Origin of the sequence: Streptomyces humi, from assembly GCF_001005085.2 — a bacterium.
Classification (GTDB): domain Bacteria; phylum Actinomycetota; class Actinomycetes; order Streptomycetales; family Streptomycetaceae; genus Streptomyces; species Streptomyces humi.
Genome location: NZ_LBMU02000138.1, coordinates 1 through 21,791, shown reverse-complemented (window position 1 = coordinate 21,791; position 21,791 = coordinate 1). Strand labels below are relative to the sequence as shown.

The window sequence follows — 21,791 nt, the reverse complement described above, 5'->3', positions numbered from 1 at the left end:
ACGGGCGGAGGGGCGGACGGGCGGGCCGAAAACCCCGTGTCTGTGGAACGCCTGTGCGGCACGATGGGCGCATGATCCGTGCCGTGCGCGCTCTGCCGCCCCTGCTGCTCGCCGTCGCCCTGCTCGCCGGCTGCGGCTCCGAGAAGGCCGGCTCCGGCGCCTCCGGACCGCCCGCCGATCCGTCCGAACTGACCGCCAGGGCCAGGGCGCTGGGCATGGCCCCCGAGCTGATCTACGTCACCGGCGCGCCCGGGTTCACGCTCGCCCAGCAGTCCGTCGGCGTGCAGGGCGACGACGGCTTCTCCGCCGCCTACGTCGACAGCTCCGGCGCCGTCATCCACCTCTACACCGACCGGCCGGAGCGTGCCGGGCACCACCGCCACGAGGTGGTGAGGAAGGACTGCGTGGTGTGGCTGGAGGGCGAGGGACGGGTCCCCGCGGCCGCCCTGGACAAGGCTCTGCACGCGGTCCACCGGCCCTCCGCGGGCGAGCTCGACGCCCTGCTGCCGACCCCCGACCCGGCCTTCACCGACGGCGTCCCGGTGCAGCGCGGCGACCTGCCGGCCAACGGGGACGGCGCCCCGGACAACAGTGTGCCGACGCCGGGTCTCTGAGCCGCGGAGGCGGCCGGTCCGGCCCACCCGAACGGGGGTGCCGCTGGGCCGCACGGCCCGCCAGTGACGTTTCTCCGGTGAACCGGATCCGCCATTGGGGTGAGTAAAGCTCGCGCACGGAGATGGTCACGTGCGTATCTAGAGATGCTCTCGTCTTGGCAAAGGGCGTTGAGACGCGGCGGCCGTCCGAGCCGCCGCGCCACCCACCCACAGGAGGAGCCGGACCTTGACTTACGGGAAGAAGCTGCGCGAACAGATCGCCGGGCCGGGGACCACCCCGCTGATCGGCGTGTACGACATGTACTCGGCGTCGATCGCCGCCAAGCACTACGACGGGATGTTCGTCTCCGGCTTCGGCTTCGCCGCCTCGTACTACGGCCTGCCGGACATCGGATTCATCGCCTGGCCCGACATGGTGGCCTTCGTCCAGCGGCTGCGAGGCGCGTTCCCGCACCACCACCTGCTCGTCGACATCGACGACGGCTACGTCGACCCCGAGGTCGCCTGCCACGTCGTGGAGGGCCTGGAGCGGATCGGCGCCTCCGGGGTGATCCTGGAGGACCAGAAGCGGCCCCGCCGCTGCGGGCACGCCGACGGCAAGCAGGTGCTGCCGCTGGAGGAGTACCTGGAGAAGCTGGAGCGGGTCCTGGAGACCCGTCAGGACCTGGTCGTCGTGGCCCGCACGGACGCCACCGACGAGCACGACATCCTGCACCGCGCGGAGCGGCTCGCCGCCACCGACGCCGACGTGATCCTCGTCGACGGGGTGCGCAGCGAGGACTGGATCCGCCGCATCCGCAAGGTCGTCGGCGACAAACCGCTGCTCTTCAACCAGATCGCCGGCGGCAAGTCGCCCCGGCTCTCGCTGACCGAGCTGGACGAACTCGGCGTCGACGTGGCGATCTACTCCACGCCGTGTCTGTTCGCCGCACACGAGGCGATGGACTCGGCGCTCACGGACCTCAGGGCGGCCGACGGCCGGCTCCCCCAGGTGGCCGCGGACGGCGGGGTCGGCGTCAAGGTGTCCACGACGCTCCTGGAGCGCAACATCGCCCGTGAGCGGCTCGACGAACCGGAACCCCAGGGCGTGGGCGTGTGACGGCCGCGTGGCCGGGGCTGCGGACGGCCGCGGTGGTCGCCGTCGCCCTGCTGGCCGGAGCCGCGGGCCCGGCGCACGCGGGCGACAGCCTGATCACGGTGATCGACAACTCGCACGCGGACTCCGTCCTGGAGGTGGACCGCACGGCGAACGTCCAGGCCGGCCGGGGCACGGCAGGCAGCGACCACGACGGCAGCGCCGTGGACGCCATCCAGGCGCTGCTCGGTGAGCCCGTCTCGCACGACGACTGAACACCGCACGCCGCGCGACGACTGTCACCGCACTCCGCGCGACGACTGGTCACCGCATTCCGCGCGACGACTGATCTCCGCACTCCGCGCGACGACTGAACACCGCACCCCGCAGGGCGGCCGGACCCGGTCCGGCCGCCCTGGCACGCGTCGGGGGCGCTCAGTCCTCGCCGAGGTCGGGGCGGCCGTTCTCGTCCAGTTCCACATCCTCCTTCGGGTCGTGCTCGTCGTGCGGGGCGGCCACGGTGGCGTGCAGCCGGGCCGGGGCGACCGTCCGGGTCGTGGCGTGGGCGGTGCCCAGCGCCATGGTCAGAGCGGCCACGGTCAGAGCGCCCGCAGCCGCGGTACGCGGGGTGAGTTTCATGCCCCGGAAACGATCTTGACGCGGACGCGGTCACCGTCGTACGGCCGAACGGGCCGGTGGGGCCGCCGTGCTGGCCCGCTCCACCAGCCGCGTCGACAACTCCGTCCGGGTGCCTTCAGGACGGTCCCCGTGCATGACCCGCACCAGCAGCCGCAAGGCCGTCGCCGCCATCTCCGACAGCGGCTGGCGGACGGTGGTCAGCGCCGGAGCGGCCCAGCGCGCTTCGGGCAGATCGTCGAAACCGACCACGCTGATGTCGTCCGGGACTCGCAGCCCGCGCTCCGCCAGCGCCGAGTACACGCCGAGCGCCATCCGGTCCGAGCAGACGAACACAGCGGTCGGCGGCTCCGCCAGGTCGAGCAGTTCGTGCATACGATGCCGGGCCGTGCCCTCGTCGAAACCGGCGTGCCGGACGTACTCGCCGAGGTGGCGCAGTCCCGCGGCGGCGAGCGCCGAGCGGTAACCGGCCACCCGGGCGCTGCTGCACATCCTGCGCCGGCTGCCGGCGATCACTCCGATCCGCTCGTGCCCCAGGGCGATCAGGTGCTCGGTCGCGGTCACCCCGCCCTGCCAGTTCGCCGCCCCGACGGACACCACACCGGACGGCGGTTCGTGGACGGGGTCGATCAGCACGTACGGGATGCGGTGGTGGTCCAGCCACGCGTACTGGGCCTGTGTCAGCTCGGCCAGGTCGAAGAGCACGCCCGAGGAGCCGCGCGCGGTGAGCTTGTCCTGCCAGTCGCGCTCCGGTCGGCCGGTCCGCGTCCGGGCCAGTCCCGCCGAGACGACGATCTCCAGACCCGCCTCGTACGCCGCCTCCTCCACCCCGTGCAGCACCGCTCCCGACCAGGAGCTGTCCAGCGAGTGCACGACCAGGTCGATCAGGGCGGGGGCCTTCGTCGCGTCGAAGCGCGGCCGGCGGACGTAGCCGAGCCGTTCGAGGGCCTCGGTGACCCGGCGGCGGGTCTCGGGGGCCACGTCGTCGCGGCCGTTGACCACCTTCGACGCGGTCGGCACGGAGACGCCCGCCTCGCGGGCCACCACCGCCAGGGTCGGACCGGCCGTCGCCACGCTCGTGCTCCCGGCACGGACCATGGGGAAACCCGCCTCTCCGGCCCGCCGTTGGGCCAACGAAAGTAACGAAAGTTGCGACCAACGCTGCTTCCGCGGTCTGCGTGCAAGCCGTGCAGTAAGCGCTTCCTACGATAGGTGCGCGTCAACACGACGTGAAGGCCTGGGAAATCACGAGATCATCCGCGGCGGAACTTTCGAAACTTCGAACAGAAGAGGGTCGGCTTATTCGGGTATTTCAGATATGCAGGTGACTCGGAAGTCCGAGAAGTCCGCGGTGAAGGAGGCGTCCACGAGGTCTACGGCGTGGATTGCCACCATTGCGCCGGTGAAGCGGAGACGGGGACCGTGGTCGTCGGAGAGCCGGGTGAAGTCGAGGGGCGGGCCGACGGGGACGCGGGCGCCGTCGGCCGCGTACCAGAAGCGGGCCTCCGTGGCGCGGACCGTGACGCCGAGGGTGAGGGCGGTGCCCGCCGCCACTTCGACGACCGCCGGGCGGGCGGTCTCCGCTCCGTCACGGGTGGTCAGCGCGAGGACGGTGCGGCCGGTACGGCCGGCGCCCTGCCACTGCTGGCCGTGCTGGTCCTCACCCTCCGGTTCCGCCCAGGTGAGGTCCAGGGCGTAGTAGGCCGAGGTGTTGTACCAGAGGAGCAGGCCCGCGGACTGGGTGAAGGTGGTGGGGGTCGCCTGGAGGGTCACCCGGGCTTCCGTGCGGTGTTCCGTGACGCGGTGCGCGAGCAGGTTGTGCGACCAGAGGGAGTCGGGGCCGTGGTGGCCGCGGAGGAGGAGGTGGCCGGGGCGGGAGGTGTCGTCCATCCAGTCCGGGTCCCCGGGGGAGCGGAGGGTGTAGTAGGGGGGTGCGTTGTCGGGTGCGGGCCGGTGGGGGCTGGTCGCGCAGTTCCCCGCGTCCCCAGGGGTGCGCCTCAGCTCGGGTACTTCGATCAGTACGGTCGGCCGCGTGTCCCCGTTCCGGAGTCTCGGCCAGCCCTGCGCGTCCCACGTCACCGCCTGGATGGCCGTCTCGCGGCCGAGGGGGCACCTCGGGCCCTCCGGTGTCCGTAGCGGGCGTGCCGTCAGATGACTCAGGTACCAGTCGCCGTCGGGCGATTCGGCCAACTCCGCATGCCCGGCTTTCTGGAGCGGCCACCCGGGGTCGTCGCGCGCGGTCATCAGCGGACGTCGGTCGAGTTCGTACGGGCCCGTGAGGTTCCGGCTCCGGGCCACCCGCACCCCGTGCTCGAAACCCGTCCCGCCCTCCGCGAGGACCAGGACGTACCAGCCCTCGCGCTTCAGCAGCTTCGGGCCCTCGATCAACCGGTCGTGCTGCAACAGGAGCCGGGTGGCGCCGGCCGGCGCGAGTGTCTCGCGGTCCAGTTCCGTGGCGACGATGCCCGCGAAGCGCCGGCCGCCGGGGCGGTGGTCGTTCTGGAGGTTGAGGAGCCAGAGCCGGCCGTGCTCGTGGTACAGCGCGGGGTCGAAGCCGTGGCTCGGGACGCGGCGCGGGGGAGACCAGCGCCCGGTCACCTCCGTCGCCGTACTGACGTAGGTGTCCTGGTCGAAGTACGGCGTGCCGACCGAGCGGACGACCGAGTAGACCACCCAGAACCGTTCGCCGTCCCAGCTGAGGGAGGGCGCCCAGATGCCGCCCGAGTCGGGTACCCCGGCCAGGGTGCCGCCGGGAGCGGCGCCCTCGACATGACCGGCGTACTCCCAGTGCGCCAGGTCGCGTGAACGGTGGATCGGGATCGTCGGGAACCACTCGAAGGAACTGTTCGCCAGGTAGTACCAGTCACCGGCGCGGACCAGCGAGGGGTCGGGGGCGAAGCCGCGGATCACCGGGTTGTGCAGCACCGTCACTTGAGCGCCCCCAGGGTGACGCCGGTACGCCAGTAGCGGCGCATCGCGACCATCATGACCGCCATCGGGACGATCGACAGGAGCGCGCCCGTGAGGACCAGACCGGTCAGGTCGACCCCGGATTCCAGGCGTTTACCGGACCAGTTGTACAGGCCCAGGTTCAGGGTCCAGTTCTCCTCGCCGCGCAGCACGGTGAGGGGGAGGAAGAAGGCGTTCCAGGTGTTCACGAAGGCCAGCAGGAACACCGTGGCGCCGCCGGTCGTCATCATGCGCAGGACGATCGAGAAGAAGATGCGCGGTTCGCCGGCCCCGTCGATGCGGGCCGCCTCCAGCAGTTCGTAGGGGACCGTGGCCTCCGTGTAGACCTTGGCGAGGTACACGCTGAACGGGTTGACCAGGCAGGGGATCAGCATCGCCCAGGGCGTGTCCACCAGGCCGATCTTCGAGAACAGCAGGTACAGCGGCAGGGTCAGCAACGCGATCGGGACCAGGAAGGAGCCGACCACGCAGGCGAAGACGAGGCCGCGGCCCGGGAAGTCGAAGCGGGCCAGGCCGTAGCCGGTGGCGAGGGCGACGAGCGTGCCGCCGAGCGAGCCGACTCCCGCGTAGAGGAAGGAGTTGGCCGTCCAGCGCAGGAAGATGCCGTTCTCGTAGGTGAACACCTGGTGCAGGTTGCTCCAGAGGTGCCAGCCCGAGAACCAGAGGCCGTTGCTCTGGTAGAGGGCGGTACGGTCCTTCGTCGCGGCCACCAGCAGCCACCAGACCGGGAAGAGGCTGTAGGCGGCGGCGAGGACCAGACCGACGAGGAGGAAGCGCTGACCGCCCCGGGAACGGGCCGCCGGATCGGGCTTGCCGATGCGTCGCACGGGACCGGTCCTGGTCCGTTCCTCGATGAGTGCCATCAGTCGGCCTCCTTCGAGGTGAGCCGGTAGAAGAGGAAGGAGGCGACACCGAGGATCAGTGCGAGGAGCACCGAAAGGGCCGCCGCGTAGTGGTAGTTGCCCGCGTTGAACGCCTGGTTGTAGATCACCATGATCGGGGTGAAGTCGTCGCTCACCGTCTGGGGCGTGACGTTGCGGAACAGGGCGGGCTCGTTGAAGAGCTGGAGCATCTGGATGATCGACAGCATGCCGGTGAGGACCAGCGCGCCCCGGACGTACGGGACCTTGATGCTCAGGGCGATGCGGCGCTCGGACGCCCCGTCCAGCCGGGCCGCCTCGAAGAGCTCGCGCGGGACGCCCTGGAGCGCCGAGTAGATGATCACCATGTTGTAGCCGATGCCGTGCCAGGTGAGCAGGTTGCCGATGGCCGGCCACACCATCGACGGCGCGAAGAAGTTCCAGGTCAGGCCGAACACCTTGCCCAGGGGGGTGAGCGGGCCGACGTCCGGGCTGTAGAGGTTGATCCAGACGATCGCCGCGACCACGCCCGGGATCATGTAGGGCACCAGCAGCAGCACCCGGAAACGGCCGGCCGCCCGGGACGCCAGCGTGTCGAGGAAGAGCGCCAGGAGCAGGCTGACCAGGAGCATCACGGGGATCTGGACGCAGGCGAACAGCAGTACGCGGAACACCGAGCCGAGGAACGCCGAGTCGGCGAGGCCCTGACGGTAGTTGGCGAGCCCCGAGAACTCGTCCGTGGTGCCGCCCAGGCCCAGCCCCGAGGACTGCGAGCGGTACAGGGACTCGTAGACGGCGTAGCCGATCGGTATCAGGTAGAGGAAGACGAAACCGAGCTGGAAGGGCACCGTGAAGGCGGCGCCCTTCCAACGCTGGGAGCGGACCATCCGTGCCTCAGCCCTTGACGCTGATGCCGCGGGACTTCAGGTCGGCGACCGTCCACCGCTGCATGTGGGCGAGGAGGTCGGTGACCTTCTGCTGCTTGCTGACCACCTTCGCCCAGCCGCTCTGCAACTCGGTGAACATGGCGGTCCAGTCGGGGCCGAAGGTCCAGTCGGTGGTGACCGTGCTCAGGCTGTCGGTGACGACCTTCTTCGCCGGGGCGTAGTTCGAGCCGAGCAGCTTCTGGGAGATCGCCTCGTCGGCGTAGGCGCTGCTGTCGGCCAGCGCGGGCATCACGCCGTTGCCGGTGGTCGGGCTCGCCATGGTCTTCACCGCGCCGGGGTTCGTGGACATCCACAACGCGGCCTGTGCGGCCTGCTGTTGGTGCGCGCACTGTTTGGTGACGAGGGTGACGCCGCCGGTGAGGTTGGTGCCGGCCGGGGTCTTCGCGGCCTCGCCGGTGAAGGTGGGCCAGGGGGCGAGGGCCCACTTGCCGAAGGACTTGGTGAAGTTCTGCACCATGCCGGCCATCTGCCAGGTCGAGATCTGCCGGGTCGCGGTGCCGCCGTCGTCGTAGTTGCGCTGGACGGCCGCGTAGTCGGCGAACGACAGCTTCGAGTCGAGGTCGTTGTCGATGATCTGCTGGATGACCTGGGCGGCCTTGAGGGTGCCCGCGTCCTGGAAGTCCACCTTCCAGGAGTCGCCGTCGATCGCGTACCAGTGGGCGCCCGCCTGCATGGCGAGGACTTCGAGGGTGCTGGGGTCCTCGCCCGCGTAGTTGGTGATCTTGACGCCGTGCTTCTTCAGCACCTTGCCGGCCGCGATGAAGTCGTCCCAGGTGGCCGGCGCCTGGAGGCCGTACTTCTGGAAGAGGTCGGTGCGGTAGATGGTGAAGTTCGGCGAGGAGCTGGTGGGGACGCCGTAGAGCTTGCCCTGCACCTGCGCGGCCGACCAGGAACCCGGGTTGAACGTGTCCTTGTCGGCGCCGACGTACTTCGTGATGTCGGCGAGGGCGCCCTGGGCGACCCAGCTCGTCACGTACTCGGCGGTGTTCTGCACGAGGCAGGGCGCGTTGCCCGCCTTCACCGCGTTGGTGAGCTGTTTCTGCATGGTCAGCTGGTCGGTGACCTTCGTGTACTTCAGCTGGACGTCCTTGTGGGCGGCGTTGAACGCCTTCACCACGGCTTCCTGGCCGTTGGCCCAGCCCCAGAAGGGCAGGGTGACCGGACCGGAGGCAGCGCCGGAGCCGTCGGACCCGGAGCCCGACCCGCCACAGGCGGTGAGCAGACCTGACAACGCGAGGCCCGCGATCGCGACGCGGACCAACCTGGTGGAGTTCATCTGACCGTGTTCCTTCGGAGGTTGGCGCTCTCGGGGAGGAGGGCGGCGGCTCGGCAAGGCCTTAGAAACCGGTTTCCACGGGACAGTAGGACGGCTCGGCCGCTCCCAGCAAGGGGTATGAGTCGGAATCTTTCGACGTGCGGTCGGTCGAACGGCCCGTGAGCAGCAACCGGTACGCAAGAGCAACCGGTTGCCGCCGAACGGTTTTCGAAAGTTCGTCATCCCTCTTGACGGTGCCTGCTTACGGGTTGAAGCTCCCCTCACCGCCTATAGCAACCGGTTGCCAAACGAGCCGACGCCCTGTCACCTCCGTGAAGAGAGTGGGAAGTCCATGCAGACGCACGCCCGTGCCCCGGTGAGCCGGCGCCGGTTCCTTGCCCTGTCGGCGGCCGGTGCGGCGGCCGGCACGGCGTCGCTCGGCGGCTGCGCGCTCCAGGTGTCCACCGGGGTCGGCGGCTCGGGCGAGACCGTGACCATGATGGTCAAGGCGGGCGACCTCACGCCCGACCTGGTCGCGCAGGCCAAGAAGGAAACCGGCATCACGATCAAGCAGGTCGACTACGACATCACCAAGCTGATCGCGATGCTCACCAGCGGCGACCCGCCGGACCTGGTACGCGGTGTCGGCGCCGTGGACGCGGCGTACTTCGCGGCCCGGGACGTGATGCAGGAACTGGACACCTACTTCGCCGGGAGCAGCGTCCTGCGGCTCGACGACCTCGACCCCGTCAACGACCTGTGGCGCTACGACGGCAGGTCCCAGGGAAAGGGGCCCCGCTACGGCATGGCGAAGGACTTCTCCCAGGACTCCATGTTCTGGTTCGACACCGCGGCCTTCGACAAGAAGGGCGTCGGCTACCCGTCCGAGACCGAACCGGTCACCTTCGACGAGTGGCTGGACAACGCCCGCCGGCTCGCCCAGCGGTCCAGGGGGCAGACGACCGTCTTCGGCGGCAGTTACAACGGCCTCGTCAAGCTCACCCTCATGGCGACCATGACCGCCTCCGCCGGCGGCAGCCTGTTCAGTGACGACTTCACCCAGGTCGACTTCACCACGCCCGAGGCCCGCAGAGCCCTGGCCTGGTACCTCGACTACTGCAAGGCCGAGGTCGGGCCCAGCCCCGTCCTGCCCGACCCCAACGGCTGGGACGGCCCGACCTACCAGGCCGGACGCATGGCCATGTCGAACAACGGCTACTGGATGGGCGGCCTGATCGGCACCGACGCGAAGCTGGCCCAGGTGTCCCGGCTCGCCCCCGCCCCGGTCTTCGCGGGCGGCCCGCGCGTCAGTGCCTGCCAGGGCGGTACCGGGCTGTGGATGCCGCGCAAGGCGCACCACAAGGACGCCGCCTGGCGGGTCTTCGAGTGGTTCTTCGGGGAGGCACCGGCCAGGGCGCGCGCCACCAGCGGCTGGGGCATCCCCTCCCTGAAGTCGCTGCGGCCGCTGATGCCGGCCAAGGAGGAGTACCAGAGACGCACCTTGAAGGCCCAGGAGAACGAGCTCAGGCACTTCTCGGTGATCGCCGTCAGCCCCTACATCTCGGTGGACGCCTTCGAATCCCTCTTCAACCAGGTCGCCACGCCCGCCATGCACGGCGCGATGTCCGTCGGCACTCTCGCCGGACAGCTGAACTCCGCCATCAACAAACAGCTGAAGCGCGGAAAGGAACAGGTCGGATGACGACACATCAGCTCTCCTCCGTGGCGGACCCGCCGGGTCCGGCCGCGGACGGCGGCCGGACCCGGTCGGCCGAGCGCCCCCGCACCACGATGGCCGCGCGCAGGCACCGCGCGTTCTACCTGTTCACCTCGCCGTGGATCATCGGGTTCACGCTGCTGACCATCGCGCCCATGGCGTTCGCACTGTGGCTGAGCTTCACCACGTACGACGGCATCTCCCCGCACTGGCACCTTGTCGGCCTCGGCAACTACCGGGAGCTGGCCGGGGACCCGCAGACCTGGAAGGCCCTCGGTCGCGCGGGCCTGTTCGCGGTGGTGTCCGTACCGCTGTCGATCATCGCCGGACTGGCGCTCGCCGTGCTGGTCAACCGGCCGATCAGGGGACGCGGCCTGTTCCGCACCCTGCTCTACCTCCCCGCCGTGGTACCGCCGGTGGGCGCGGGCATCGCCTTCAAGAACCTGTTCGACCAGAACTCCGGGGCGGTGAACGGAGTCTGGACGTCCTTCGGCTTCGACGCGATCGGCTGGCTGGCCGACCCCTACGCCCGCTACGTCCTCGTCATGACGGTGCTCTGGGCCGCCGGCAACGTCATGATCATCTCGCTGGCGGGGCTCCAGGACGTACCCCGCGAACTCCACGAGGCCGCACGCCTCGACGGGGCGAGCGCCTGGCGGACCTTCCGCGGCATCACCGTGCCGCTGCTCTCGCCGGTACTGCTCTTCCAGACCGTGACCGGGGTGATCGCCTCGGTGCAGACCATCATGCCGATGCTGCTGGCCCCGGTCCCCGGCACCAGTGGCCTCACCACGATCCCGCAGTCCGACTACACCTACATGATCCACGTGTTCTCGGAGTACTTCGCGCTCGGCCGCTACGGATACGCCTCCGCGCTGCTGTGGGTGCTCTTCGTCCTGATCCTCGTCGCGACCGGACTCATCTTCAGGTTCACCTCCGGCGTGGTGTTCTACAACGTCGACCCGGAGGCGAACCCGTGACCACCACCGGCCTCGAACCCACCTCCCAGGGGCGGGTGCGGGTACGCGCCGACCGCCTCGTCCTCTACACGGCCCTCGTGGTCATCACCGGTCTGTTCCTCGGGCCGTTCGGCTGGCTGGTCCTCACCGGCCTGAAGGACCAGGGCGAACTCGCCGCCGCCCCGGTCCACTGGCTGCCCGCCCATGTCGAGTGGCACAACTTCGCCGACGCCTACCGGCTCGTCGACTTCCTCGGCTACGCCCGCAACTCCCTGATCATCGCCATGATCTACGCCACGCTCGTCACCCTCAGCTCGGCTTGGGTCGGCTTCGGCTTCGCCCGGCTGACCGCGCCCGGCAAGAAGACCCTGTTCGGCGTCCTCGTCGGCTCGATGATGCTGCCCCAGATGATCACCCTGCTGCCGACCTACCTGATCTTCGCCAAGCTGGGCATGGTCGACACCTACTGGCCCTGGGTGCTGTGGGGCCTCGCCTCCGCCCCCTACCTGGTCTTCCTCTTCAGGCAGTTCTTCGCAGGGCTGCCCCGCGAGCTGGAGGAGGCGGCCATCGTCGACGGCTGCGGATACGCCGGGATGTTCTGGCGGATCTTCCTGCCGCAGTCCTGGCCGGTGCTCTCCGCGAGCTTCGTCATCGCCTTCACCTGGACCTGGGGCGACTACATCGCGCCCCAGCTCCTGCTGTCCACCGACCGGTCCACCCTCGCGGTCGCCGTGATGACCAGATACGTCAACTCGGCCGGCACCCCGGTCGCCAACCTCCAGGCCGCCGCCTCCGTCATGTACGTCGTCCCCATCCTGCTGGTCTTCCTCGTCGCCCAGCGCGGCTTCGTCGCCGGCATGTCGACGTCCGGTCTCAAGTAGCGCCGTCCGCAGACCTGTTCACCGCTAGGAGTATGAGATGAACGCGCCCTTCTCCCGCCGTACCGCACTGCGGACCGCCGGGGCCACCGCGCTCGCCGCCGGCCTGTCCGGCGGGCTGACCGCGACCGCCGCGCACGCGGAGGACCGCGGCCCCGCCGCCAAGCTGGTCACCTACCCCCGCCCGTCCGCCGTACCGACCAACACCAGCTTCCAGGTGCGGGTGCGCACCGCCCCCGACGGCGACTGGCAGACCCTGGACGTCTACCGGCCGCAGTTCGAGGAGATCAACCCCGCCACCGGCTCGGGCAAGGTCTACAGCTCCTCCCTGGTGTACTTCGACTTCCAGTGCTCCGTGGAGATCGAGGTGACCTACCTCAAGGGCGGCACCACCAAGGCCCGGGTGAGACCGGACTCGTACGGCATCAAGCCCGAACTCCTCGGCGACACCCTGCGGTTCACCCTCGACGAGCCGAAGGACCTGGTCGTCCAGGTCAACGACGAGATCTTCGACTGCCTGCACGTCGTCACCAACCACGTCGACCACCGTCCGCCCGCCGCCGACGACCCCGACGTCATCTACTTCGGCCCCGGTGTGGCGACCGTCCCCGGCGGCACGCTCACCGTCCCCAGCGGCAAGACCGTCTACCTCGCCGGCGGTGCCGTCCTCAAGGCGACCGTGTACTTCAAGGACGTGGAGAAGGCCGCCCTCCGGGGGCACGGCATGATCTGGGCCGGCCCGGGCGGGGGCGTGCTCTGCGAGGGCAGCAGCGACATCCGGGTCGAGGACGTCATCATCATGAACCCGGGCGGCTACATCACCACCCTCGGCGAGGCCCGGAACGTCCGCATGAAGAAGGTCCGCGGCTTCAGCTCGCGGGGCAACGGCGACGGCATCGACATCTTCTCCTCCAGCGACGTCGTCCTCGACGGCTGCTTCCTGCGCAACTCCGACGACTGCGTCGCCATCTACGCCCACCGCTGGGACTACTACGGCGACACCCGGAACATCACCGTGCAGAACTGCTCCCTGTGGGCCGACGTCGCCCACCCGGTCAACATCGGCACCCACGGCAACACCGACGCGCCCGAGGTCATCGAGAACCTGGTCATCAGGAACATCGACGTCCTCGACCACCGCGAACCCCAGATGAACTACCAGGGGTGCATCGCCCTCAACCCCGGCGACTCCAACCTCATCAGGAACGTCCGCATCGAGGACGTACGGATCGAGGACTTCCGCTGGGGCCAGGTCATCTACATGAAGGTCATGTACAACCCGAAGTACAACACCTCGGTCGGCCGGGGCATCCAGGACGTGTACGTCAAGAACCTCACCTACACCGGCACCCGCGCCAACCCGTCGCTCTTCCTCGGCTACGACGCCGAGCACGGCATCGACAACGTCACCTTCGAGAACCTGGTGATCAACGGGGTCGTCGTCGCCGACTCGATGAAGAAGCCGAGCTGGTACTACACCACCGACGAGATCCAGTGGTTCTACAACGAGCACGTGACGAACCTGAGGTTCATCACGACCGCCGAGGCGGAGGCGGCCGCCCAGTGAGCCCGCTCAGCCGCCGCGGCCTGCTGAGGTCCTCCGGCGCCCTGCTGCTCGCCGCCGGCGCGAACACCCTGTTCGTGCCCGCGGCGGCCCGGGCGGCGGACGGCGACGACGACCCGCCCTTCGCCTTCGCCCACCCGGGGATCCTGCACACCGCCGACGACCTGGCCCGGATGCGGTCCGCGGTCGAGGGCAGGCGGTCCCCCGTGTACGACGGCTACCTCGCCCTGGCCGCCCACACTCGGTCCCAGGCGTCGTACACCGTCCAGAACAGCGGCCAGATCACCTCCTGGGGCCGCGGACCAGCCAACTTCCAGAACCAGGCCGTCGCCGACTCGGCCGCCGCCTACCAGAACGCCCTCCTGTGGGCCGTCACCGGTGACCGCGCGCACGCGGACAAGGCCCGCGACATCCTCGACGCCTGGTCGGCCTCGCTCACCGTCGTCACCGGCGCCGACGGCCCGCTCGGCGCGGGCCTACAGGGCTTCAAGTTCGCCAACGCCGCCGAACTCCTGCGGCACACCGGCTACGACGGCTGGAGCGACGCCGGTGTCGCCCGCTGCGAGGCGTCCTTCCTCGACGTCTGGTATCCGGCCGTCTCCGGCTACATGCTCTACGCCAACGGCAACTGGGACCTGACGGCCCTTCAGACCATCCTGGCCATCGGTGTGTTCTGCGAGGAACGCGCCCTCTTCGAGGACGCCCTGCGGTTCGCCGCCGCGGGCGCCGGCAACGGCAGTGTCCGCCACCGGGTCGTCACCGACGCGGGCCAGGGCCAGGAGTCCGGCCGCGACCAGGGCCACGAACAACTCGCCGTCGGCCTCATGGGCGACGCGGCCCAGGTCGCCTGGAACCAGGGCGTGGACCTCTGGGCCTACGACGGCAACCGCATCCTCGCCAACGCCGAGTACGCCGCCCGCTACAACCTCGGCCAGGACGTCCCCTTCACACCCGACCTCGACCGCACCGGCAAGTACATCAAGAAGACGGTGTCGGCGATCTCCCGCTCCACCCTGCCCCCGATCTACGAGATGTACCAGGCCCACTACGCGGGGGTGCGCGGCCTCGCCACCCCCTGGACCACGGCGGCCGTCTTCCGGGGCACCGGCGGCACCCGCGTGATCGAGGGCAGCAACGACGACCTGCCCAGCTGGGGCACCTTCGCCTATGCCGGCGCCACGGCCCCCGACCCGAGCGTCCCGACACCACCGGCGGGCGTCACGGCCGACGGCGACGAGCGGGCCGTCACGGTGTCCTGGCTGCCGTCGGCCGGCGCCACCCGTTACGAGGTGCGGCGCGCCGAGCACCCCGACGGGCCCTACGAGGTGCTGGCCGAGACCGGATCGCCGTCGTACACGGACGGCCGCGCACGGCCGGGGCGGACCTACCACTACGCGATCCGCGCCGCCAACTCGCTGGGAAGGAGCGGGACGTCGGCCGTCGCGTCGGCGACCGCGGGGCTCCCCGGTGCCTGGCGGACCCAGGACCTCGGCGCCGTACGCATCCCGGGATCCGCGCGTTTCGACGGCGAGCGGTTCGTGCTGGAGGCGAGCGGCACCGCGGACACCTACCGCCTGACGCACCTGCCGCTGCACGGCGACGGCAGTGTCACCGCCCGGGTCGTCTGGCCGCTCAGCTCGCAGTACGCGAAGATCGGCGTCACGCTCCGGGGTTCGCTCGACCCGATGGGCGCCCATGCCTCGATGCTGATCCAGGGGCTGCCGCTGCACACCTGGAGCGGGGTGTGGAGCGTACGGCCGGCGGCCGGTGCCGGGATCTCGGCGACCGGGAGCACGCCGGTGCCGCCCAGCCAGCAGCAGACGATCACCACCGGGGCCGGCTTCCCGATCTCCGACCTGGGCGCGCTGCCCGATTCGGCGACCCCGCTCGCGGCCCCGTACGTGGAGGGGGCCGGGGACGGCTACCGGCTCCGGGCCCCGTACTGGGTGCGGGTGACCCGGGAGGGGGACCGCTGCACCGGGGCGATCTCGGCGGACGGGGTGCGATGGACCGAGGTCGGGTCCACCGTGTGCGCACTGCCGCGCACCGCGTACGCCGGGCTCGTCCTCACCTCCTGCCTGGGCGTCGAGGAGGAGTACGCCGAGACCGGCACCGGCGCCTTCGACAACGTCAGCGTGGTGTCCGGGGGCGGCGGCACCGGGTGGCGCGTGCCCCGCCCCGCCCGCACCGCCACCGACCTGCTCGCCGCCGCCGCCGGCCCGGCCGGGACCCGGCTGACCTGGACCGACCCTGACCCGTCGGCCCGCTACACCGTCCTGCGCGCACCCGGTGCCCACGGGCCGTACCGGACCCTCGCCCGGGACGTGGGCGCGGTCGGCTTCGGCACCCGGGTGCGGTACACGGACGCGAGCGGTACGTCCGGGACGACGTACCGCTACGCCGTCGCCAAGACCAACTGCGCGGGACAGGGCCCGCGTTCGGCACCGGTGACCGCGGTGGCACCCGCCGTCACCGCGACGCCCACCGAACCCACGGAGGTCCCTCCGTCGGCCCTGCCCGCGCCCTGGACCAACGGTGACCTCGGCGACCTCGTCCTGGACCGGAGCGCCTACGGCACCCTCGGGGTGGTCGCCGTCCTCACCCCGGGCGACGCGACCCACGCCGACGGCACCTTCACGGTGCGCGGCGCCGGGGTGGACCTCAACGTCAACTCGCAAGGGATGACCGGCCAGTTCGTACGACAGGAGATCACCGGCGACTGCGAGGTCACCGCCCGGCTGGTGTCCCGCTCCGGGGCCACCGCCGACCGGATCGGACTGCTGATGGCCAAGTCGCTGTCGCCGTTCGACCAGGCGGCCGGGGCCGTCGTGACCGCGGGCGGCACCGCCCAGCTCATGCTCCGCCCCACGGTCGCCGGCGCCTCCGCCTTCACCGGCGCCGCGACCGTCCGACTGCCCCTGCTGCTGCGGCTGAGGCGCACCGGGACCGCCTTCGCCGCGGCCGTCTCCACCGACGACGGCGTCACCTGGACCGCGCTCGCCTCGGGCGCGATCCCCACCTTCGGCGACGCCCCCTACCACGTGGGCCTGGTGGTGTGCTCCCGCACGCCCCTGGCTCTCGGTACCGCGCAGTTCGAAGAGGTGAGCGTCCGACTCACCTGAACTCCCCCCACCGAAGGAGAAAACACGCGATGAGCCGCCGCGTACCACCCCAGTCAGGCACCAGCGGACCGAGCCGCCGCGGTGTCCTGAAGTCCGCCGCCGCGCTCGCCGTCGCCGCCTCGGCCGCCGCCCCCACGGTGGCCGACGCGGCACCGGCCACCTTCACCCACCCCGGCATGCTGCACAACGCCGGTGACATCAACCGTGCCAAGGTGCGGGTCGCCGCCGGCACCGACCCCTGGCTGTCCGGCTGGAACAGGCTGACCGCCAACTCCCACTCCCAGTCGACCTGGACCAACCGGGCGACGGCCACGGTCATCCGTGGCGGCGACGGGCAGAACTACAGCCTGCTGTACAACGACATCGCCGCCGCCTACCAGAACGCCCTGCGCTGGAAGATCGCCGGCACCGAGGCGAACGCGGTGTGCGCCGCCGACATCCTCAACGCCTGGTCGAGGACGCTGACCACGGTCACCGGGAACGCCGACCGGTTCCTCGCCGCCGGGCTCTACGGCTGGCAGTTCGCCAACGCGTGCGAGCTGATGCGCGACTACAGCGGCTTCGACCTCGCCGCCGCCCGGTCCATGCTGGCGAACGTCTTCTACCCGCTCAACAACAGCTTCCTGACCAACCACAACGACGCCTGCATCACCAACTACTGGGCCAACTGGGATCTGTGCAACATGGCCTCGGTCCTGGCCATCGGCATCCTCGACGAGGACAAGGCCAAGTACGACCAGGCCGTCACCTACTTCAAGTCGGGCGCCGGCAACGGCTCCCTCGCGCATGCCGTGCCCTACCTGTACACCGACTCCGACGGCTACGCGCTGGGCCAGTGGCAGGAGTCCGGCCGCGACCAGGGCCACACCGTCATGGGCATGGGCCAGATGGGCGCGATCTGCGAGATGGCCTGGAACCAGGGTGACGACCTGTACTCGTACGACAGCCGGCGCTTCATGAAGGCCGCCCAGTACGTCGCCAAGTACAACCTCGGCCAGGACGTGCCGTTCACCACCTACACCTGGGGCACCGGGCAGAGCTGCGCCCAGTCCTCCCAGACGGTGATCTCCGACTCCTCCCGCGGCCAGCTCCGCCCGGTGTGGGCCATGCTCCACTTCCACTACAACCGGCGTATCAACCTCGACGACAAGTACATCTCGGCCATGTACTACGACCTGGTCGCCCCCGAGGGCGGAGGAGGTGACTACGGGTCCGACAGCGGTGGCTACGACCAGCTCGGCTTCGGCACCCTGATGTACGCCAAGTAGCCCCGAGCGCGCGTCCGAACGCCGTGTGTGCCGGAATACCGGGAGCGGATGTGGTGCTCTTGTCGTACCGGCGTAGTGGCGCACGCGGCGGGAGGAGCTGGTGGGCGGATGACGGCAGACGGGACGGACCGGAGAGACCCGGTGGCCGACACCCCGTACGGGGCCGTGCGGGGCAGGTGGGAGCGGGGGATCGCGGTGTTCCGCGGCATTCCGTACGCAGCCCCGCCCTTCGCGGCCCACCGGTTCCGGCCACCCGGGCCGCCCGAACCCTGGGACGGCGTCCGGGACGCGGGCGCCTTCGGGCCGACGGCGCCCAAACCGCCGTACTCGGAGGCGTTCGCGCAGTACCTGTCCGACCCGGCCGTCCCCGGCGACGACTGCCTCAACCTGAACGTATGGACCCCGGAACCGGGCCCGGGTGCCCGGCTCCCGGTACTGGTCTGGCTGCACGGCGGCGCCCTGACCAGGGGATCCTCCGCCGTTCCGGTGTACGACGGGCACGCGTTCGCCCGGGACGGTGTCGTCCTCGTCTCCGTGAACTACCGGCTGGGCGTGGAGGGCTACGGCCTGTTCCCGGACGCCCCTCCCAACCCCGGCCTGCACGACCAGCTCACCGCCCTGCGCTGGGTCCACGCGAACGTCGCGGGCTTCGGCGGCGACCCGGACCGCATCACCCTGTGCGGCCAGTCGGCCGGCGCCATCAGCACCGGCGCCCTGCTCGCCGCACCGCAGACCCAGGGGCTGATCCGACGGGCCGTCCTGCAAAGCGGCCCGCCCGAGGCCGCCGAACGCGACAAGGTCCGGCGCATGGTCCGCCGGATGGCCGGCCGCCTCAAGGTCCCCGCCACCGCCGAGGCCTTCGCCGGGATCGACCGCGAACTGCTCCTGCGCACCCAGGCGGAGGTGGGCCGGCTGAGCAGCCCCGTTCTCGGCGGCCCCGCCTTCGGCATCGTCGTCGACGGCGACCTCGTCCCGCGCGACCCGCTGCGGGCCCTCCTCGACGGCGAGGCCGCCAGGGGTGTCGACCTCCTGATGGGCTGGACCCGCGACGAGTACCGGCTCTGGCTGGTGCCCGGCGGCCTGGTCGACCACGTCGACCGGCTCGGACCGGTCGCCTTCGCCGGCGCCATGGCCCGCTGCCACGCCGGCCACGAGGTGCCGCGCGGTTACCGGTTCCTGCACCCCGACGCCGGTCCCGCCGAGATCGTCGGCCAGATGGTCACAGACCACCTGCTGCGCCGCCCGCTGCACCGGCTGGCCGAGGCCCGCCCCGGCTCGTCGTACCTGTACGAGTTCGCCTGGCCGTCCAACCGGCCCGGTCTCGGCGCCTGCCACGGCCTCGAGCTGGGTTTCGTCTTCGACACCGGTACGCTGCCGGATTCGGCGCTGCTGGCCGGCGACGGCGCCCCGCAGCCGCTGGCCGACACGATGCACGGCGCGTGGGTCCGCTTCGTCACCACCGGCGATCCCGGCTGGCAGCCCTGGGACAACACCCACCCGGTGCGCGTCCTCGGGGACGGCGCGCCCCGCACGGAGTCCGGCCCCCGGGACGAGGAGTTCGCCCTGTGGACAGCCGGCCCCGCACCACGCGCCGAGAGGACGGCCGAACTGACCCTGGCGGTACGGCGGCTGCGGCGCTCAATGGCCGCCGTGCGCCGCCACTGAGTCCCGTACGACGACATGCGTGCCGAGCAGCAGGTGCTCGGCGGCCGACTCCTCGCCGTGCCCCAGCGCGGTGCGCACCGCGAGCCGCCCCAGCTCCTCGTAGGGCACGTGCACGGTGGTCAGGGCGGGGTGCAGATCGCGGGCGAACGGAATGTCGTCGTACCCGGCGAGCGACACGTCCCCGGGCACGCCGAGCCCCGCCTCGTGCAGGGCGGTCAGGGCCCCCGCCGCCACCATGTCGGTGGCGGCGACCACCGCGCTGAACTCCAGCCCCGCGGCGAGGGCCCGCCGGATCAGCCGGTGCCCGGAGTCCCGGGTGAAGTCGCCGTGCAGCAGCAGCGCCGGGTCGGGCTCCAGCCCCCGCGCCCGGTGCGCGGCCAGATAACCGCGCTCCCGGCCCATCGCCGTCGTGTGGTCCGGCTTCCCGCCGAGGAACAGCACCCGCCGGTGGCCCTGCGCGAGCACATGGGCGACCAGGGCGTAGGCGCCGCCCTCGTTGTCGTACTCGATGACCGTGACCGGCGCGCCGGGCCCCAGCGGCGGCCGTCCGCACAGCACCAGCCGGGACCCGGCCGAGGCCAGCGAGTCGGCGATCCGGCCGGTCCGCTCCCGGTACTCGGGGGTGTCCGCGGCCCCACCCACCAGGATCACGGCGGCGGCCCGCTGGGCGCGCATCATCTCGATGAACTCCAGCTCACGCCGGACGTCGCCGTCGGTGCTGCACACCAGCGACAGATGCCCGAGCCGCGCCGCCTCCCGCTCCACCCCGTGCGCCATGTGCGCGAACGACGGCCCGGTGATGTCCTCCAGCACGAAGGCGAGGGTGGGCGTGCCCACCCCGGCGACGGCCTTGGCCCGGGCGTCGGCGACGTAGTCCAGCTCGCGGACGGCCCGCAGCACCCGGCCGCGGGCGGCGGCACTGACGGGATAGTCACCGGCGAGCACCCGGGACACGGTGGAGGCGGACACCCCGGCACGAGCGGCCACATCACGAATGGTGCTGCGCCCCGCCGCTTCGCTTTTTCTGGTCACGTCCCCACCCTCTGAGAACGCCAACCGGTTCCCGACGGGACCTTAGCGCTTCGAAAGGGCGCTGGGGGTACCCTCGGCCGAAGGCTGGGGGAGGAACTGCGCGACCAGCCCTCACCGCCCCGCAGTCGCGCACCGCCCACACCACTCACGGCGGAACCGGCGCACCCTCACACCACCCGCGCGATCCCGGCGATCGCCTCCGGCCCCACCCGGCAGCACCCGCCGATCAACCGGGCCCCGGCATCCCGCCAGCCCGCCACCTGCTCGGTGTCGAACAACGACCGCCCGGTCCACGCCCGCGCCCGCGCGTCCCACACCTCTCCGCTGTTGGGATAGACGACGACCGGCTTGCCCGTCACCCGCGCCGCCACCTCCACCGCCCGGTCGACATCCTCGGGCGCACAGCAGTTCACGCCCACGGCGATCACCTCGTCCACGTCGGCGGCCAGGGCGAACGCCTCCTCCAGCGGCTGGCCCGCCCGGGTCCGCCCGCCCGCCACGCTGTACGACAGCCAGGCCGGCACCCCCAGCCCGCGCACCGCCCGCAACAGCGCCGCCGCCTCGTCGGCGTCCGGCACCGTCTCCAGCGCGAACACGTCCGGCTCCGCCGCGGCCAGCACCTCGAGCCGCGGCCGGTGGAACGCCTCCAGCTCGTCGACGCTCAGCCCGTACCGCCCCCGGTACTCGGAGCCGTCCGCGAGCATCGCCCCGTACGGCCCGACCGACGCGGCCACCCACAACGGCCGTACGACGCCCTCCGCCCGCGCCCGGCGCACCGCGTCCCGCCCCAGCTCCACGCTGAGCGCGAGCAGCCGGGCGGCCTCCTCGTGGCCGATGCCGCGCTCGGCGAAGCCCTCGAAGGTGGCCTGGTAGCTCGCGGTGATCGCGACATCGGCGTCCGCCCTGAAGTACGCGAGGTGCGCGTCACCGACCGCGTCCGGCCGGTCGGCCAGCAGCCGCGCCGACCAGAGCCCGTCGCCGAGGTCGTGTCCGGCGGACGCCAACTGGTTGGACATACCGCCGTCGAGCACGACCGTTCCGGCGGCGAGGGCGTCGGCGAGGCTGGGGGAGGTGTCGCTGGTCATGCCCCGACGCTAGTCGACCCGGCACCGGAGAACCCCTTGCGTCCACTCCGTGAACAGATGGCCCATCATGTGGACACCGGTTGTACGATCACCCGACTCCCCACCCCCCCGATCACCCGACTTTTCACCCCCCGATCGCCCGAC

18 protein-coding genes are annotated in these 21,791 nt (G+C 71.1%); 10 read left to right on the top strand and 8 right to left on the bottom strand.

What is annotated here, in order from left to right:
- The first annotated feature begins 71 nt into the window (after nucleotides 1-71).
- The 3 genes from AAW13_RS42780 to AAW13_RS42770 all read left to right on the top strand — a co-directional run bounded on the left by AAW13_RS42780 (nucleotide 72) and on the right by AAW13_RS42770 (nucleotide 1,964).
- The gene (locus AAW13_RS42780; protein WP_046731067.1) at nucleotides 72-614 is read left to right on the top strand and encodes a hypothetical protein; all 543 of its coding nucleotides are present in this window, start codon (nucleotides 72-74) and stop codon (nucleotides 612-614) included.
- Nucleotides 615-840: 226 nt separating this feature from the next.
- On the top strand, nucleotides 841-1,713 hold the full coding sequence (locus AAW13_RS42775; protein ID WP_046731068.1) for an isocitrate lyase/PEP mutase family protein: 873 nt from the start codon (nucleotides 841-843) through the stop codon (nucleotides 1,711-1,713).
- Nucleotides 1,710-1,964 carry a hypothetical protein gene (locus tag AAW13_RS42770; protein ID WP_206306383.1) on the top strand — a complete coding sequence of 85 codons (255 nt, stop codon included), beginning with the start codon at nucleotides 1,710-1,712 and terminating at the stop codon, nucleotides 1,962-1,964. Before AAW13_RS42775 ends, AAW13_RS42770 begins: the two co-directional genes overlap by 4 nt.
- Nucleotides 1,965-2,124: 160 nt before the next feature.
- Here AAW13_RS42770 and AAW13_RS42765 read toward each other — a convergent pair whose 3' ends face one another.
- The 6 genes from AAW13_RS42765 to AAW13_RS42740 form a co-directional block, all read right to left on the bottom strand.
- The gene (locus tag AAW13_RS42765; protein WP_046731069.1) at nucleotides 2,125-2,328 is read right to left on the bottom strand and encodes a hypothetical protein; all 204 of its coding nucleotides are present in this window, start codon (nucleotides 2,326-2,328) and stop codon (nucleotides 2,125-2,127) included.
- A gap of 30 nt (nucleotides 2,329-2,358) precedes the next feature.
- Nucleotides 2,359-3,423: a LacI family DNA-binding transcriptional regulator gene (locus tag AAW13_RS42760; RefSeq protein ID WP_046731070.1), complete on the bottom strand. Its 1,065-nt coding sequence runs from the start codon at nucleotides 3,421-3,423 to the stop codon at nucleotides 2,359-2,361.
- A 201-nt stretch (nucleotides 3,424-3,624) separates the two neighbouring features.
- Entirely contained in the window at nucleotides 3,625-5,256 is a 1,632-nt protein-coding gene (locus tag AAW13_RS42755; RefSeq protein WP_071659869.1) for a glycoside hydrolase family 43 protein, read from the bottom strand.
- Nucleotides 5,253-6,158 carry a carbohydrate ABC transporter permease gene (locus AAW13_RS42750; RefSeq protein WP_046734232.1) on the bottom strand — a complete coding sequence of 302 codons (906 nt, stop codon included), beginning with the start codon at nucleotides 6,156-6,158 and terminating at the stop codon, nucleotides 5,253-5,255. Before AAW13_RS42750 ends, AAW13_RS42755 begins: the two co-directional genes overlap by 4 nt.
- Complete coding sequence (locus AAW13_RS42745; RefSeq protein WP_046734233.1) at nucleotides 6,158-7,042, bottom strand: carbohydrate ABC transporter permease; 885 nt, start codon at nucleotides 7,040-7,042, stop codon at nucleotides 6,158-6,160. Before AAW13_RS42745 ends, AAW13_RS42750 begins: the two co-directional genes overlap by 1 nt.
- A gap of 7 nt (nucleotides 7,043-7,049) precedes the next feature.
- A complete protein-coding gene (locus AAW13_RS42740) occupies nucleotides 7,050-8,378 on the bottom strand; it encodes an ABC transporter substrate-binding protein (protein WP_046734234.1) in 1,329 nt (442 codons plus the stop codon).
- Between the two features lie 331 nt (nucleotides 8,379-8,709).
- Between AAW13_RS42740 and AAW13_RS42735 the strand changes: the two genes are divergently transcribed.
- From AAW13_RS42735 to AAW13_RS42705, 7 genes are all read left to right on the top strand, one after another.
- Nucleotides 8,710-10,059: an ABC transporter substrate-binding protein gene (locus AAW13_RS42735; protein ID WP_046734235.1), complete on the top strand. Its 1,350-nt coding sequence runs from the start codon at nucleotides 8,710-8,712 to the stop codon at nucleotides 10,057-10,059.
- Nucleotides 10,056-11,054 (top strand): carbohydrate ABC transporter permease, encoded by a 999-nt coding sequence (locus AAW13_RS42730; RefSeq protein ID WP_046734236.1) that lies wholly within the window; start codon nucleotides 10,056-10,058, stop codon nucleotides 11,052-11,054. The genes AAW13_RS42735 and AAW13_RS42730 overlap by 4 nt, the downstream gene beginning before the upstream one ends.
- Nucleotides 11,051-11,914, top strand: a complete 864-nt coding sequence (locus AAW13_RS42725; RefSeq protein WP_046734237.1) for a carbohydrate ABC transporter permease — start codon at nucleotides 11,051-11,053, stop codon at nucleotides 11,912-11,914. The genes AAW13_RS42730 and AAW13_RS42725 overlap by 4 nt, the downstream gene beginning before the upstream one ends.
- A gap of 37 nt (nucleotides 11,915-11,951) precedes the next feature.
- Nucleotides 11,952-13,478 (top strand): glycosyl hydrolase family 28 protein, encoded by a 1,527-nt coding sequence (locus AAW13_RS42720; protein ID WP_046734238.1) that lies wholly within the window; start codon nucleotides 11,952-11,954, stop codon nucleotides 13,476-13,478.
- Entirely contained in the window at nucleotides 13,475-16,597 is a 3,123-nt protein-coding gene (locus AAW13_RS42715; protein WP_046734239.1) for an alginate lyase family protein, read from the top strand. Before AAW13_RS42720 ends, AAW13_RS42715 begins: the two co-directional genes overlap by 4 nt.
- Nucleotides 16,598-16,626: 29 nt before the next feature.
- On the top strand, nucleotides 16,627-17,865 hold the full coding sequence (locus AAW13_RS42710) for an alginate lyase family protein (protein ID WP_046734240.1): 1,239 nt from the start codon (nucleotides 16,627-16,629) through the stop codon (nucleotides 17,863-17,865).
- Between the two features lie 108 nt (nucleotides 17,866-17,973).
- Nucleotides 17,974-19,530: a carboxylesterase/lipase family protein gene (locus tag AAW13_RS42705; protein WP_046734241.1), complete on the top strand. Its 1,557-nt coding sequence runs from the start codon at nucleotides 17,974-17,976 to the stop codon at nucleotides 19,528-19,530.
- On the opposite strand, the gene AAW13_RS42700 is transcribed toward AAW13_RS42705, so the two are convergent.
- Nucleotides 19,504-20,562, bottom strand: a complete 1,059-nt coding sequence (locus AAW13_RS42700) for a LacI family DNA-binding transcriptional regulator (RefSeq protein WP_046734242.1) — start codon at nucleotides 20,560-20,562, stop codon at nucleotides 19,504-19,506. The two genes, AAW13_RS42705 and AAW13_RS42700, sit on opposite strands and share 27 nt — an antisense overlap.
- A 167-nt stretch (nucleotides 20,563-20,729) precedes the next feature.
- Nucleotides 20,730-21,647 carry a homocysteine S-methyltransferase gene (gene mmuM, locus AAW13_RS42695; RefSeq protein ID WP_046734243.1) on the bottom strand — a complete coding sequence of 306 codons (918 nt, stop codon included), beginning with the start codon at nucleotides 21,645-21,647 and terminating at the stop codon, nucleotides 20,730-20,732.
- Between the last annotated feature and the right edge of the window lie 144 nt (nucleotides 21,648-21,791).